This window comes from Exiguobacterium algae, from assembly GCF_018617875.1.
GTDB classification, from domain to species: Bacteria; Bacillota; Bacilli; order Exiguobacteriales; family Exiguobacteriaceae; genus Exiguobacterium; species Exiguobacterium algae.
This window is the reverse complement of the sequence record NZ_JACSKZ010000004.1, coordinates 23245-37191: the sequence shown is the minus strand read 5'-3', so window position 1 is coordinate 37191 and position 13947 is coordinate 23245. Positions and strand designations below refer to the sequence as shown.

Annotated in this window: 15 protein-coding genes; 7 read left to right on the top strand and 8 right to left on the bottom strand. The window is 48.1% G+C overall.

The genetic code is table 11. From position 1 onward, the window contains the following. Positions 1-7: 7 nt before the first annotated feature. Both KNP03_RS10310 and yfkAB read right to left on the bottom strand, forming a co-directional pair. The gene (locus KNP03_RS10310) at positions 8-202 is read right to left on the bottom strand and encodes a hypothetical protein (protein ID WP_214829032.1); all 195 of its coding nucleotides are present in this window, start codon (positions 200-202) and stop codon (positions 8-10) included. A gap of 52 nt (positions 203-254) precedes the next feature. Beyond that, on the bottom strand, positions 255-1361 hold the full coding sequence (gene yfkAB, locus KNP03_RS10305) for a radical SAM/CxCxxxxC motif protein YfkAB (protein ID WP_214829031.1): 1107 nt from the start codon (positions 1359-1361) through the stop codon (positions 255-257). A gap of 85 nt (positions 1362-1446) precedes the next feature. On the opposite strand from yfkAB, the gene KNP03_RS10300 reads away from it, so the two are divergent. From KNP03_RS10300 to KNP03_RS10290, 3 genes are all read left to right on the top strand, one after another. Beyond that, positions 1447-1656 (top strand): hypothetical protein, encoded by a 210-nt coding sequence (locus KNP03_RS10300; protein WP_214829030.1) that lies wholly within the window; start codon positions 1447-1449, stop codon positions 1654-1656. Then, positions 1653-3029, top strand: coding sequence for a 23S rRNA (uracil(1939)-C(5))-methyltransferase RlmD (gene rlmD / locus KNP03_RS10295; RefSeq protein ID WP_214829029.1), 1377 nt, complete (start codon positions 1653-1655; stop codon positions 3027-3029). Before KNP03_RS10300 ends, rlmD begins: the two co-directional genes overlap by 4 nt. Before the next feature lie 92 nt (positions 3030-3121). Beyond that, positions 3122-3529, top strand: a complete 408-nt coding sequence (locus KNP03_RS10290) for a cytidine deaminase (protein ID WP_214829028.1) — start codon at positions 3122-3124, stop codon at positions 3527-3529. Between the two features lie 30 nt (positions 3530-3559). Here the strand turns inward: KNP03_RS10290 and KNP03_RS10285 are convergent, their stop codons facing one another. Then, positions 3560-3766: a hypothetical protein gene (locus tag KNP03_RS10285; RefSeq protein WP_214829026.1), complete on the bottom strand. Its 207-nt coding sequence runs from the start codon at positions 3764-3766 to the stop codon at positions 3560-3562. Positions 3767-3887: 121 nt separating this feature from the next. Between KNP03_RS10285 and KNP03_RS10280 the strand changes: the two genes are divergently transcribed. Continuing rightward, entirely contained in the window at positions 3888-4175 is a 288-nt protein-coding gene (locus KNP03_RS10280) for a hypothetical protein (RefSeq protein ID WP_214829024.1), read from the top strand. A 29-nt stretch (positions 4176-4204) separates the two neighbouring features. On the opposite strand, the gene KNP03_RS10275 is transcribed toward KNP03_RS10280, so the two are convergent. The 5 genes from KNP03_RS10275 to KNP03_RS10255 form a co-directional block, all read right to left on the bottom strand. Beyond that, the gene (locus KNP03_RS10275; protein WP_214829022.1) at positions 4205-5587 is read right to left on the bottom strand and encodes a sensor histidine kinase; all 1383 of its coding nucleotides are present in this window, start codon (positions 5585-5587) and stop codon (positions 4205-4207) included. Further along, positions 5584-6273 carry a response regulator transcription factor gene (locus KNP03_RS10270; RefSeq protein WP_214829020.1) on the bottom strand — a complete coding sequence of 230 codons (690 nt, stop codon included), beginning with the start codon at positions 6271-6273 and terminating at the stop codon, positions 5584-5586. The genes KNP03_RS10275 and KNP03_RS10270 overlap by 4 nt, the downstream gene beginning before the upstream one ends. A gap of 168 nt (positions 6274-6441) precedes the next feature. Further along, positions 6442-7008: a GNAT family N-acetyltransferase gene (locus KNP03_RS10265; RefSeq protein WP_214829018.1), complete on the bottom strand. Its 567-nt coding sequence runs from the start codon at positions 7006-7008 to the stop codon at positions 6442-6444. 176 nt (positions 7009-7184) lie between these two features. Continuing rightward, the gene (locus KNP03_RS10260) at positions 7185-8339 is read right to left on the bottom strand and encodes an amidohydrolase (protein WP_214829016.1); all 1155 of its coding nucleotides are present in this window, start codon (positions 8337-8339) and stop codon (positions 7185-7187) included. 12 nt (positions 8340-8351) lie between these two features. Beyond that, on the bottom strand, positions 8352-9260 hold the full coding sequence (locus tag KNP03_RS10255; protein WP_214829014.1) for a TIGR01777 family oxidoreductase: 909 nt from the start codon (positions 9258-9260) through the stop codon (positions 8352-8354). Between the two features lie 143 nt (positions 9261-9403). Here KNP03_RS10255 and recX point away from each other — a divergent pair, with 143 nt between their 5' ends. The 3 genes from recX to KNP03_RS10240 all read left to right on the top strand — a co-directional run bounded on the left by recX (position 9404) and on the right by KNP03_RS10240 (position 13943). Continuing rightward, positions 9404-10216: a recombination regulator RecX gene (gene recX / locus KNP03_RS10250; RefSeq protein WP_214829011.1), complete on the top strand. Its 813-nt coding sequence runs from the start codon at positions 9404-9406 to the stop codon at positions 10214-10216. Between the two features lie 48 nt (positions 10217-10264). Continuing rightward, complete coding sequence (locus tag KNP03_RS10245; protein WP_214829009.1) at positions 10265-11905, top strand: L-lactate permease; 1641 nt, start codon at positions 10265-10267, stop codon at positions 11903-11905. A 313-nt stretch (positions 11906-12218) separates the two neighbouring features. After that, positions 12219-13943: an ABC transporter ATP-binding protein gene (locus tag KNP03_RS10240; RefSeq protein WP_214829007.1), complete on the top strand. Its 1725-nt coding sequence runs from the start codon at positions 12219-12221 to the stop codon at positions 13941-13943. Positions 13944-13947: the final 4 nt, after the last annotated feature.

The window sequence follows — 13947 nt, the reverse complement described above, 5'->3', positions numbered from 1 at the left end:
AAGGCTCTCAGCTTTTAGAATCGTCGACAGGTTGGGGAGAATGATTCAAATGTAACAACTCATCATCCCAGCTACCTTGACTAAACATTTCATCATGCTCTACTTTTTCAGAAACGAATGCGGCTGTCAATAAAATACTAAGCGTGCCACCGAAAATGACGATGGCCATGACTGTAATGATGAACACGTAGATGGCTGTCATCCTTACACACCCCATTTCTTTAGTTTACTGAATAATTCCCTGATAAAAATAATTAAAACGATTTTGCGACTCGCGTTTGAAAATCGACGGATGGGTAATAGGCTTGTTTGACGAGTGCATTTGGCCCCAGGCATTTGACGGCTGGACAGTGACAAGACAATGACGCGTTCAATGCACTGTTTGTCCACGTTTCGTATGCTTCTTGGAACGATGTATCAAATAACGTGCCGAGTGATCCGAGCTCATCACCGAAGTCCGTGACGATGATTTGCCCATCGAAAATATTTGTATTCAACCGTGAGCGTCCATCCGGGTCGTTTCGGACAGTCACATTTTTCGTTTCATGAAGTCGCTTCAACAGCGCACGATCTTCTGCTAAATCGGAGCAAGCATAGAAAGGCAACGTCCCGAAAAGCATCCAGACGTTCTCATCGCGCACGTCGAGTAAATCGTGAATCGCTTGTCGCGTATCGGCAAGAGAAGCTGCTTCGAGGGCACTCGCGAAGTCTGCTGGGTACATCGGGTGCACTTCATGACGTTGACAGCCGAGCGCTACGATTTCTTCATGTATCTCTTTCAAATGGGGGATGGTCCGTTTATTGAGCATCGTTTCTGCGGATACGATGATTCCTTCAGCCGTAAGTGCGCGGGCGTTGTCTTTCATCGTCTGAAGCATTTTCAATCGTGCTTCTTCACTCGGTTTGCGGTCCATCATCGCAAATCCACCCTCGAGGAAGTCCTCATCTGTTCCCCAGTTATGTGAGATGTGCAAAACGTCCAAGTAAGGGGTAATAAGATGATATCGAGATAACGGCAACGTCAAATTCGAGTTGATCTGTGTCCTTGCACCACGCTCTTTCGCATAGCGAAGAAGCGGGACGACGTAGTTTTTCACCGATTTCATCGAAAGCATCGGTTCGCCTCCGGTAATCGAGAATGCGCGCAAATGTTCAATCTCGTCGAGTCTCGAAATGAGCAGGTCGAGCGGAACGGTAGGTTCTTCTGTCTGGTCGAGCATATATCCGACCGCACAATGTTCACAGCGCATGTTGCATAGTTTCGTCGTTGTGACTTCGACGTTAGATAAGACGAGCCGACCATGTTCGACCTGGTCAAGATATGCTTCCCACGGATCGAAAGCTGGGGAGATGTTTTGCATGTAGATTCCACCTTTTCATCAAGTTACACGAAATAGTATGCTATAATAGCAAATCTTTGTCACGAACCAAAGGAGCGATAACAACATGGGTAAATCACGAACAGACACGGCTGGAAAGATGAATGTCTTGAAATCAAGAACAGAATTGCTGTGTCTATCTGTCAATACGTTGGACGAACACACAACGCCGGAAGATTTACACCGCCTGTTAGAGGACATTGATTCATTGCGTGCGAAAGTCGCACGTTACGCCAAAGACTTAGACCAATCGTCTCGAAAGGATGAATCACATTGAAATTGATCGTAGGAGATTTTAAGAGCGTCACCGCAGAACGGCTCGGTATTAACGGGGAAGGAATTGCGACCATCAATCGTATGGTCGTGTTTATCCCGAATCTGCTCCCTGGAGAAAAAGCAAAAATTGAAATTACCCGAGTGGAGAAAAACTATGCGGAAGGTCGGGTTGTCAAACGTGATAACGATTCGAAAGACCGCGTCAAAGCCCCTTGTCCGATTTATGACGAGTGTGGCGGTTGTCAGATTCAACACATGAGCGCACGACTCCAAATGGAATATAAAGAAGAAATCGTCCGCAATGCATTCCGGCAAAAAACAAAATTGAACGTCGATAAAGCGGACATTCGTCAACCAATCGGTATGGAAGATCCATGGTACTACCGCAACAAATCCCAGTTCCCGCTCGGCACAAGACGAGGGGAGATTGTCTCGGGACTGTATAAACCGAACTCGAATCACCTCGTTCCGATTGAGCACTGTATGGTTCAACAACGTGATACAACAAACATCAACAATGCGATTGTCCGGATTTTAAACGAACTGGACATTCCCGTATATGATGCACGTCGAGACACTGGTTATGCGCGCACAATCGTTGTCCGTTCCGGCTACAAGACAGACGATGTTCAGGTCGTGCTCGTCGTCGGACACGAAGACGTACCGGATTTGGATGAATTAAGTGACCGGATCATGGAACTTCCGAACGTTGTGTCATTCCATCTCAACATCAATGCCAATCGCTCAGGTGTGATCTTTGGGTACCGGACTGTTCACATTGCCGGTCAGGAGAAGATGGATGAACAGTTAGACGATGTACATTATCACTTGTCGCCTCGTGCATTCTTCCAGTTGAATCCTGCCCAGACGGAAAAAATGTATCGTGAAGTCGTCGAAGCTGCCGGTCTCACAGGAGAAGAACGGGTGATTGACGCCTACGCAGGGGTTGGTTCCATCGGATTGTGGCTTGCGCCGCACGCGAAAGAAATCCGGGGGATGGAAGTCGTGCCGGAAGCAGTCGAAGATGCGAACGACCATATGCGTGAAAATGGATACAATCATGTCACGTATGTCGAAGGGCGTGCCGAGCATTGGATCCCGCGTTGGGTGAAAGACGGGTGGATTCCTGACGTTGTCGTCGTCGACCCGCCACGGACGGGGATGGACCATCAATTGATTAACTCCATCATTTCATCCAAAACAAAACGGATCGTCTATGTTTCATGTAACCCGCAGACGCTTGCGAGAGACGCGGACCAGCTGATGAAGGCCGGATACAAGGTGAATTACGTTCAACCGTATGATATGTTCCCGCAAACGTCCCATGTCGAGTCCGTTGTCGTCTTTGAGAAAAAGAAAAAGAAAAAATATTGACGACCTCGTGAAAACACTTGTACAGAAAGCGTTTTCAAGGTATAGTTCAGATGTCAGACTTCTTAAAGACTACAGAAGTGGAGGAACATCAAATGATTTCACAAGAACGTGTACAAGAGTTGGTAGGTAAAGCGATTGAAGCACGCAGTCATGCCTATACACCATATTCAAAGTTTAATGTCGGAGCTGTTGTCATCGATGAAGCTGGAAAAGAGATCTCGGGCTGTAATGTCGAGAACGCTTCTTACGGTCTTTCGATGTGTGCAGAGCGGACAGCGATTTTTAAAGCGGTATCGGAAGGCAGTAAGGAGATTGAAACGGTGGTTGTCGTGGGTGACACAGAAGGACCGATCTCACCATGCGGTGCTTGTCGTCAAGTAATCGCTGAATTCGCGGGAGATGACTTTACATTGATTCTCGCGAATATGGACGGCGAGACGAAAGTGATGACCAAAGAAGAAATGTTACCATACGGATTTTCTCCGAAAGATTTAACATAAAAAATTGCGGACGAGTCGTCCGCAGTTTTTTTATTGATCCGTATATTTTTTCTCACTCACGGACTCGTCTTTTGAGTGCCGTTTCTTTTTTTCGTCTTTCATCCGCTCATTCAATTCTTCAACGGGGATGGGGTCGACGGTTTGCATGCCTTCTTCGTCAAAAATACTCTCTTTCTCCGTATCGACAGCGTCCGGGTTATCGAAGCGACGCTTGGAAGAACGTTTGTCCTGATTCATGGTTCCGCCTCCTTTTAACCATCACTATTCCACATCCCGGCCCCGGGCAAACAACTGCCTGTTTTGGTTTTGAGGAATCGAAATAGTGGAATCAACAAGTCATAGTGAAGGAGGAATGGAGATGGACAAAAAGGTTTGGATGGGCGTCGTCATCGGGATTGCGGGAGCTGTTCTCATCGCCCCGAAAGTCGTAGCGTTGCTGTCGCTCGACGAGGAAGAAGATACATGGCGTAAAATGGATAAGATGGAGAGTGTGGATGCGGACGAAGACGAAGCCGAAAAAGGGCTCACCCAACTCGACTCGAGTCATCGTGCCGACTGGCAGGCGAACGGTTTTCCACAAACGCATGCGGAGCGGGAACGGCTCGAACAGGAGTCAGAAGCATACTATAAAGGGCAGGACATATAAAAAAAGACAGCCGCGGCTGTCTTTTTTATTTAATCGTCTTCGGGTAACAAGGGAAGACCGACCGTGACCGTCGTACCGGCACCAACTTCCGAGCTGAAGTGAAGCGACCCGTCATGTCGTTCGATAATATGTTTTGCGATGGCTAGACCAAGACCGGTACCCCCATCTTTTCGAGTTCTCGATTTGTTCACGCGATAAAATCGTTCCGTCAACTTGTCGAGATCTTCTTTCGGAATGCCGCGGCCCTCGTCCCGAATTTCAGTGATGGCGTAATCCGTCTCAGCGAACGTCTTCACATGAATCGTCTTGCCGGCCTCTGTATAACGTAAAGCGTTATCGAGCAAGTTCCCGATGACTTGTTCGAGTCGATCATGATCACCGAGGATGATTAAATCAAAGTCTAAATCGGATTCGATGGTCACGCCCTTCGCTTTGGCGATCGGTTCAATCCGGTAAAGTACATCTTCAAGTACTTGTGAATAGACGACGGGTTCTTTTGTCATCGGGTAAGAGTCCCGTTCGAGTTGGGCGAGATCAAGCAGATCAGCAACGAGGCGCTGAAGGCGATTCGTTTCATTCTCGATGATGTCATAATATTGGGCCCGTGTTTTTTCATCAAGCGAAGCGTCTTGAAGCATCTCCGTATAGCCCCGAATGTAAGAGAGCGGGGTACGAAGTTCATGGCTGACATTCGCCAAAAATTCTTTCCGCTGCTCCTCGACGAGGCCGAGGGATTCGGCCATCGAGTTGAGCGTGTCGGCCAATTCACCGATCTCATCGTCATAGACGATAGGAATACGGTGTGAAAAATCGCCTTGGGCGTATACTTGTGAGGCACGTTTCATTTGAATCAGCGGTTGGATGATCGTGTCGATGATCTGTTTTCCGAACAAGAGTAAGTTGACGATCATAAGAAAAAGTAAAAACGTGATCATGAGACGAATCGGTTGGAACGGTTCGCTGATTTTATTCAGTTCCATGTACAGAATCAGCGCGTTGTCGAGCTCGCCGTCCCGGATGAGGGGGAAGGCGGTCATTAAAATATCGACATCTTCCGTCGGGTGCTTTCGTGTGACGGAAATCGCATAACCGTCCTGTAAACGTTCAAGATCCTGTTGCCGAAGAAACGTCTTGCCTGAACCGAGGTTCTCTTCACTGACTGAGGAGAGAAACACTTTCGTTTCCGTCAACTCATTCGTATAGGTCATACTATCTGCGAATGCGTCCGAGAACCCGTCAGCCTTATAAATCGTGACGAGTTTTTCGCCACGATTGATGAGCAGTTCTTCTTGCGTCTGAATATAAAATTTATCGTACAGATAAAACGTCATGATGATGAAGACGAACGCAGAGAAGAGGCTGGCTGTCCAGATGGTAATCCAAATCCGCTTCCGAAGCGTATATCGCTTCATACATTCGCCTCGAACTTGTAACCGATGCCCCAAACCGTTTGGATATAACCGCCGGCTTCACCGAGCTTGAGTCGCAACGTTTTGATGTGGGTGTCGACGGTACGGAGATTCCCGTGATATTCGGTTCCCCAGATTTGGTCGAGTAACTGTTCGCGTGAGAACACCTTTTCTTCGTTCGTGATGAACAGATAGAGCAGGTCAAATTCTTTTCGCGTTAAGTTGATTGCTTTTCCTTTTACACTTACCGCGCGGCCTTCGATGTCAATCGACAGGTCCCCCACGTTGAACGTCGCTTCCTGTTCTTTTGAGAAGCTGTGGGTCCGACGAAGTGTCGCTTCGATGCGAGCAAGAAGCTCGCGTGGACTGAAGGGTTTTGTGATATAGTCGTCGGCACCGATCTTCAACCCGTGAATGCGGTCGAGTTCTTCAGAGCGTGCCGTCAGCAAGATGATCGGGACATTTGAAAACTCCCGAATTCGCATACAAGCTGTCAATCCGTCCAGTTCAGGCATCATCACATCGAGTAGCACGAGGTGGAATGTCTGCTCTTTTAACAGATCGATGGCTTCGAGTCCGTTAGTAGCAGTGACGGTCTCATAGCCTTCCTTCTCTAAATTTGATACGAGTAAATCTCGCATTTGTTCTTCGTCGTCAGTCACTAAAATCCGAAACACTGAATCTGACATGTGTCATTCTCCTTTACAAAACGGTTAACGGGAGTTGTGAGTTTTCCCTCATACTTCTATCATACCTATCTCTTCGAATTAGAACAGATATAATCGTGCTCGACAAGTTGTCAACATGAAATCCACACAAAAATGCCACAAAAAAGCCAATCCTTTGTCAGAATTGGCTTACGCTTCGAGTTGTGTCTCGTACGGGACATCGAATTCCGGTGCGTGGAGAGAGTGCAAGTAAAGCTGGAAGCTCGACTTGGATACCTCATACAACACATATTCGACATCACCCTGATTGATTTCCGCTAATAGCTCGGAACGGATTTCATTCGCGCAGAACGCATAAGGAAGCTTTTCTGCTGCTGCGATAGACCGTTCGTTCGATTTTCGGATTTTTAAAAATACACTTTCCATATCAAGCTCGAAGAAAAGTTCTGAGAAGAACGCTTCCTTCGCGACTTGATTATAACCTTTACCGTGATACGGTTTGCCAAGCCACGTACCGAGGAATCCATAGCCGGATTGAACATCGAACAAGCTGATTGTCCCGATTGGGGTACCAAACTCATTCGTGATCGTACGTGAGATGATGTTTCCTTGCTCTTCTAGCTCGATAATTTGCTTCGTGCTAAATAAAAATTCGTCAAAGTGGACCGTCTTTTGACGGACATACGGAAAGACATCTGGGTGTTGCATCAGTTCGAACAACTCCGCGCAGTCGGTGAGCTCACGAAATTTGAGCACCTTTACATTCCTCCTCCTATTTCAGACCGCTGAAGAATAGTCGTAACGAAAGCATACTTCTGGCTTCGCTGTTCGAACCGCCTTGGCTGCTTTATGAAGTTACAAGATAATTTTATATAGTATTTTTAAAAAAGCAAGTAAATTATGCGTAAAACGCTTATGAAAAATAATGAAAATTATTCGACCTCATGATGCGTTTCCGCACGGTCCGTTTTATAGACGACTTCACCGTTGACGATCGTCATAATCGGCTTCGCTAAATAGTCGAGCGGGAAGTGATTCCAGAGCACAAGATCGGCGTCTTTTCCGATTTCAAGTGAGCCGATCCGGTCATCCACACCGAGTGATTCGGCCGGGTTGATCGTAATGCCGCGTAAAGCAACATCAACCGGTAAACCTTCGCGAGCCGCAAGTCCTGCACATAAATTTAAGTATTGGACAGGCGTGTACGGATGATCGGTCGTGATGGAGACGATCATGCCGTGCTCATGAAGGATGCGATATGTTTCCCACGTCTTGTTTTGGAGTTCGATTTTGGATTTACGGGTGAATGTCGGTCCGACCGTCACGTGCTTGACACCGAGTTCTTGAAGCTTTTCAGCGACGAGGTGACCTTCCGTACAATGTTCGATGCGATAATCGAGGTCAAACTCGTTCGCCAGGCGGACGACCGATAAAATATCATCCGCACGATGGGCGTGGACGCGAATCGGCATCTGGCGGTCAAGGGCGAGCTGAATCATTTGACTCCCGAACGTGCCAATCGTGCTGGTGGATTGGACCGTCCGGAATGCCTCGCGTAACAGTCCCATAATTCCCATACGGGTCAAATCGCCGGTTTTCCCCATACTATGGATCCGTTTCGGATTTTCCCCCAGGGCGAGTTTAAGTCCGGCATGTCTACGGACGACCATATCTTCAATGAATCGACCATGCGTTTTAATGACACTCGTGACACCGCCGATGACGTTCATGCTCCCCGGCATGACTTGGACCGCTGTGACGCCGGCCATCAACGCTTCATGAAATCCTTCGTCCAAAGGATAGACGCCATCGAGGGCACGGGCATGGGGGGTCATCGCCTCGACCGTCTCGTTGGCATCGTTCCCGACCGACCCTGTCCCTTCATCATAGAGTCCGAGATGGGTGTGGGCGTCGATGAAGCCGGGGAATAAAAAGTTCCCTTCCGCTTCGATGAAGGTCTCGCCTTCAGTGGGCTCGAGCAACTCCGCCATTTCGGTAATTTTTCCGTCTTTGACACGGAGGTCCCCGTAAAAGTGTGGGGCGGTAATCGGATAAATATGGGCGTTACGGATTAATAAATGACTCACGAAATTGTCTCCTTACGATTCATGTAATAGTTGTTTTAATGCAGGTTCCAACGTTTCGTAACGAAACTTGAACCCGTGATTCAATGCTTTTGTGGGGACCACTTTCGCGCCTTCTAGAACGATGACGCTCTTTTCTCCAAGGGCTAACTTTAAAAGCGGGGACGGGGCTGGAATCCAGTGCGGGCGATGCATCACCTTCCCCAGTGTTTTTCCGAACTCATCCATCGTAACCGGTGTTGGTGCGGTACCGTTCACCGGTCCTTCGATTGAATCTGTCTCGATCAGATGCACGAACAAGCGGACGAGGTCGTCTAAGTGAATCCACGGCACCCACTGTCGACCAGATCCGACTTTTCCTCCGACGCCAAATTGATAAGGGAGTTTCATGAGCGGGAACGCTCCCCCGTCATTCGACAGGACGACTCCGGTACGCATCGTGACGAGCCGGATCCCCATGTCCCGAATCGCTTCCGCCTCTTTTTCCCACAGAACGCAGACGTTCCCTAAAAAATTCGTCCGGTCCGGCAACGGTGTCGATTCAGAGTAGGTGATGGACCGGTTTTCCCCGTAAATGCCAATCGCAGAACCACTAATGACGACTTGCGGTTTTTGCTTCATCTGTTTGATGATCCGAACGACTTCTTTTGTTCCTTCCAAACGACTTTGAAGAATGGCTTGTTTTTGCTTATGTGTCCATCGGCCGTCATTAATAGACGCACCAGCTAAATGAATGAACGCATCGACATCCTGCAGTTCATTTTCCGGTTGACTGTCCGGTGTCAGCCATTCAATGAACGATACGCCGCCATGTCGGGGACGGGGATGACGCGTCAAGACGACGACTTGATGACCGGCATCTGCCAAAGCACGAACGAGCGGTTGACCAATCAAACCGGTCCCGCCAGTGATTGCGATTTTCATGAAATTCCCTCCGATATCATGTGTTCGTTCTAAAACGGGTATAACACAATATATCCAAATGAATACCCTTTCTTTAAACTTATCAAAAATCCTAATCGTTTGGGGAACATGATATGTTTATTCTAGGAAATGGAGGGGATTCCGTGAAGATTGCCAAATTCACCACACAAAAGAAAAATCAAGATCGGCTCAATGTATTCATAGAACGTGAGGGACGTGAAGAGTTCGCCTTCGCGATCGACGTCGATGTCTTTATTAAATATGGATTGACGAAAGGGATGGAACTTGAGGACGACTTCGTACGAGACGTCCTCGAGGCGGAAGAAGCACAAAAGGCTTATAAACTTGCCATCAATTATTTATCCTATCGAATGCGGGCGGTTTCAGAGGTACGGGACTATCTGGTGAAGAAGGAGATTAGTGAGCCGGCCATCAAAACGGCAATTGCTAGACTGCAAGACCAGCGTTATTTGAATGATGCGGAATTTGCGAAGGCCTATGTGCAAACGAAATTTAATACGAGTCCGAGCGGTCCGGTCAAAATCAAACGGGAGCTCGAGCAACTTAAAATTGATCCGGAAGTGGTTGAATCGGTCGTATCGGATTTGACACATGAAGAACTGTTAGAGAAGGCCGGAAAGTTCGTGAAAAGGAAGCAAATGGAAACGAATCGGCGTTCTGCCACAGAAGTGCAACAAAGAATTCAACAAACCCTGGTGCAAAGAGGATTTTCGTTTGATATTATTTCAGAGGCGATTCAAACTTTTTGGGAAGAAGAGGACACGGATGTCGAATTGGAGGCCTGTCTGAAACAAGCTGAGAAGTTGAGTCGAAAATTCAATGGATATGATGCGTTCGAACGAAATCAGCGGATGAAGATGCAGCTTCGACGCAAAGGGTTTCCGTACGATGTGATCGAGCGTACGTTAAACCGGCTATTTGAAGAAGAATCGTAATGGGACATCGGTTTACGGTAGGGGAAAACACGAAAAGGTGGGTCTACATTGACGATTTTAGAATGGATTACAGCACTGATGCCGATTGTGGCAGTGCTCATCTTATTGGTTATTTTACGATTACCGGCATCGGTAGCGATGCCACTTTCGCTAGTCATGACCGCATTGCTCGCATTCTTTGTATGGCAGCTTGATGCGACTCGAATCATGGCAGCGACTTTGCAAGGTCTTGTCATTGCCGTGACGACGGTCTGGATTGTGTACGGGGCGATCGGGATGATGAACACGATGAAAGAAGGGGGCGGGATGAACGCCATCCGCTCCGGTTTCGTCAACATCACGCCGGATCCTCGAATCCAGGTTCTCATTGTCGGCTGGTTATTTGTATCGTTTATCGAAGGGGCGTCAGGTTTTGGGACACCGGCTACGGTGGCGGCACCGCTCTTGATGGCGCTTGGATTCCCGCCGATTGCAGCGGTTGTCATCGCCCTCTCGGCTGACGTGTCGGCTGTTACGTTCGGTGCGGTTGGGACACCGGCGTTGATCGGGATCGGGAACGGCCTCTCACTCGACGTCAACCAGCCCGAGGCGATTGAGTTCTTAACAGATGTCGTGTTACAGACTGTATTGATTGATATGGTTGTCGGTCTATTCATTCCGTTTATTTTGATTTTGATGCTGACACGCTTCTTTAGTAAAGAAAAGTCGATCAAACCGGCTTTAGAGGTATTTCCGATTGCGATTGTGGCGGCACTTGCTTACAGTGTGCCGGCATATATTTGGACGCTCATTCTTGGATTTGAGTTTGGTGGAATGCTTGGTGGATTGACGGGATTAGTTATTTTGGTGACGATGGCACGCAAAGGAATTTTGATGCCGAAGCGCGTGTGGTCATTCGACGGGTACGTGGACGAATTAGAACAGCCGGTCGAAAAAGCGACGGTCAAATCTGGGAAACGTGACCTTCCACAATGGAAAGCATGGGCACCTTATTTGATTTTGACGATCTTCTTGATTTTGACACGGGTCGTCCCGTTCTTGAACGAGCTGTCACGCAGCGTTCGCATCAGTCTTCCTAACATTTTAGGAGTAGAAGGGATCTCGACTTCGTGGGAACCGTTTTATTCACCGGGATTCATGTTCATTTTGACGATGATTGCGACGTTCTTCTTGCACAATATGAGTTGGTCACAAGTCACATCTGTATTTAAAGCAACGACATTAGGTGTTGTAGGAACAGCCATTACACTTGCGGCGTCTGTTCCGATGGTTCGGATCTTTATCCATTCGGAAAACGGTGGAGCAGGACTAGAGTCGATGCCGGTTGAGTTAGCGACTGCGGCGGCTGACACATTTGGTGGCGTCTGGCCGCTTGTGGCACCATGGATCGGGGCACTCGGTGCTTTCGTATCCGGGTCGGCCACGTTCTCAAACATGATGTTCTCGAGTCTGACGGCAAATGTAGCCGAATCGGTCAGTTTGAATGAATCACTTGCGCTATCGATGCAGATGGCAGGGGCAAATGCAGGGAATATGATTTGTGTATTGAATGTCGTAGCGGTCGCGTCTGTGGCGGGACTCCTTGGAAAAGAAGGGACAATCATTCGATATACGCTCATGCCGATGATTTATTACGTGACAGCGACAGGGGTCATTGGTCTCATTTTGGGCATGTTTTTCTTAAACTAAATCAAGTTACAATTTTTTTACAGAATAGTGTTGACAATTTTCTGAACAGTCTGCTAAGGTTTGAGTAGATTTTAAAACTATGAAACGAGAGGAGCCAGCATGATGAACTACATTGCAGTTTTAGACACACACACAACATCATATGGCTACTCGTATTTAACTGCGTGACTTTGGCAGCTGGATAGGGGTAGTGTCCTTTCCCTGACCATGCAAAAGACTGAAGACTTCAAGCGCGCTTCATCCGATTGGTTGCACAATCAGGTGGAGTGCGCTTTTTTGCGTGCTTGGAAAGGGCGGAAGGGGGAAATCAGTCATGAAACTGATTAAGCAATTAGATTGGTTTATAAAGAAACAGAAGCGAACGTATTTGATCGCCATCGTCTTATTGATCATCACAGGGGTCGTCGACATGTTACCGCCGTGGATCATCGGAAAAGCGATTGATGCGATTCGTGAAGGAAGCTTGACGACAGAGCGGCTTACAATCATCGTGGCCTCACTACTTGGCATCATGGTGCTGTCGTACGTCATGTCCTATTTATGGATTGCACGACTGTTTGGAACGGCATTCCTGCTCGAGAAAAAGTTACGGGGACGATTCTTCGGACATTTACTCAAGCAAACGCCACGTTTTTATCAACAACACCGTACGGGTGACTTGATGGCACTTGCAACAAATGATTTGAAAGCGGTTGAGCGGACGGCAGGGTTTGGGGTACTCACGCTCGTTGACTCGTTCAACATGACAATCATCGCACTGACAATCATGGGCGTGTTCATCGATTGGAAATTGACACTGGCAGCGCTTTTGCCGATGCCAATCTTGGCATGGACGATGAACAAGCTCGGGCGCCAGATTCATGCGCGTTTCACGGCTGCGCAGGATTCGTTCGGAGTCATGAATGACCAGGTTGTCGAATCGATTTCAGGGCTTCGTGTCGTTCGTTCTTTCGTTCAGGAAGATGCGGACACGAAAAAGTTTGATGACATCACAGATGACGTGATGGCGAAAAACATGCACGTCGCTAAAATCGATGTGTTGTTCGAGCCGGTCATTAAATTACTCGTCGGACTCAGTTATTTGATCGGCTTGTCATTTGGGACGTATCTGGTCTTTACGAATGACATCACGCTCGGGCAACTCGTCTCGTTCAACATCTATTTGGGAATGCTCATTTGGCCAATGTACGCATTCGGTGAATTAATAAACGTCGTTCAACGCGGAACAGCAAGTCTCGAGCGGATTGAGGCGACGATGAATGAACAACCGGATGTCGTCTCATCAGGGACTGCACATATTGAGACTCCTGAAAAAATCACGTTCAAGTCCTTGTCGTTCCGTTATCCGGGGGCGAATCGGGCTGCTTTAGAAGAAATCGTTCTCCATGTATCGAGAGGTGAGACCATCGGAATCGTCGGACCGACTGGGGCAGGGAAGACGACGTTACTACGTCAGTTGTTGAGAGAGTATCCAATCGATGATTCTCTCGTCGTAAACGGCATCCCGATCTCAGACATCAAATTGGAAACGGTTCGGGGCTGGAGTGGTTACGTGTCACAGGAGCACCTGCTCTTCTCGAAAACAGTGCGGGAGAACATTCTGTTCGGAGCGGGTGACGCGACGGAAGACGAATTGCAACAGGCGATTCATCTCGCCGCATTTGATACAGATATCGAACATCTCGAAAACGGGCTCGATACCGTTGTCGGTGAACAAGGGGTCATGCTTTCGGGAGGACAAAAACAACGGCTTTCGATTGCACGGGCACTCCTTAAAAATCCAGAGATTCTATTGTTAGACGACTCGCTCTCCGCAGTCGATGCGAAAACAGAAGCTCGAATCATCGAATCGGTCCGTTCGAGTCGTGAGGAACAAACCACGTTCATCGTGGCGCATCGCCTGTCCGCGGTGTCCCATGCCGATCAGATCCTCGTCCTCCAAGACGGACGTGTTACGGAACGGGGCACACATGACCAGTTGATGGCAGGACGCGGCTGGTACTATGAACAATTTATTCGACAAGGAGAGTCGGAGTAATCCG

Bases quoted from the DNA above. Each gene is read 5' to 3' on its own strand.
- KNP03_RS10310 (WP_214829032.1), bottom strand. From the start codon at position 202: ATGACAGCCATCTACGTGTTCATCATTACAGTCATGGCCATCGTCATT.
- yfkAB (WP_214829031.1), bottom strand. From the start codon at position 1,361: ATGCAAAACATCTCCCCAGCTTTCGATCCGTGGGAAGCATATCTTGAC.
- KNP03_RS10300 (WP_214829030.1), top strand. From the start codon at position 1,447: ATGGGTAAATCACGAACAGACACGGCTGGAAAGATGAATGTCTTGAAA.
- KNP03_RS10290 (WP_214829028.1), top strand. From the start codon at position 3,122: ATGATTTCACAAGAACGTGTACAAGAGTTGGTAGGTAAAGCGATTGAA.
- KNP03_RS10285 (WP_214829026.1), bottom strand. From the start codon at position 3,766: ATGAATCAGGACAAACGTTCTTCCAAGCGTCGCTTCGATAACCCGGAC.
- KNP03_RS10280 (WP_214829024.1), top strand. From the start codon at position 3,888: ATGGACAAAAAGGTTTGGATGGGCGTCGTCATCGGGATTGCGGGAGCT.
- KNP03_RS10275 (WP_214829022.1), bottom strand. From the start codon at position 5,587: ATGAAGCGATATACGCTTCGGAAGCGGATTTGGATTACCATCTGGACA.
- KNP03_RS10270 (WP_214829020.1), bottom strand. From the start codon at position 6,273: ATGTCAGATTCAGTGTTTCGGATTTTAGTGACTGACGACGAAGAACAA.
- KNP03_RS10255 (WP_214829014.1), bottom strand. From the start codon at position 9,260: ATGAAAATCGCAATCACTGGCGGGACCGGTTTGATTGGTCAACCGCTC.
- KNP03_RS10240 (WP_214829007.1), top strand. From the start codon at position 12,219: ATGAAACTGATTAAGCAATTAGATTGGTTTATAAAGAAACAGAAGCGA.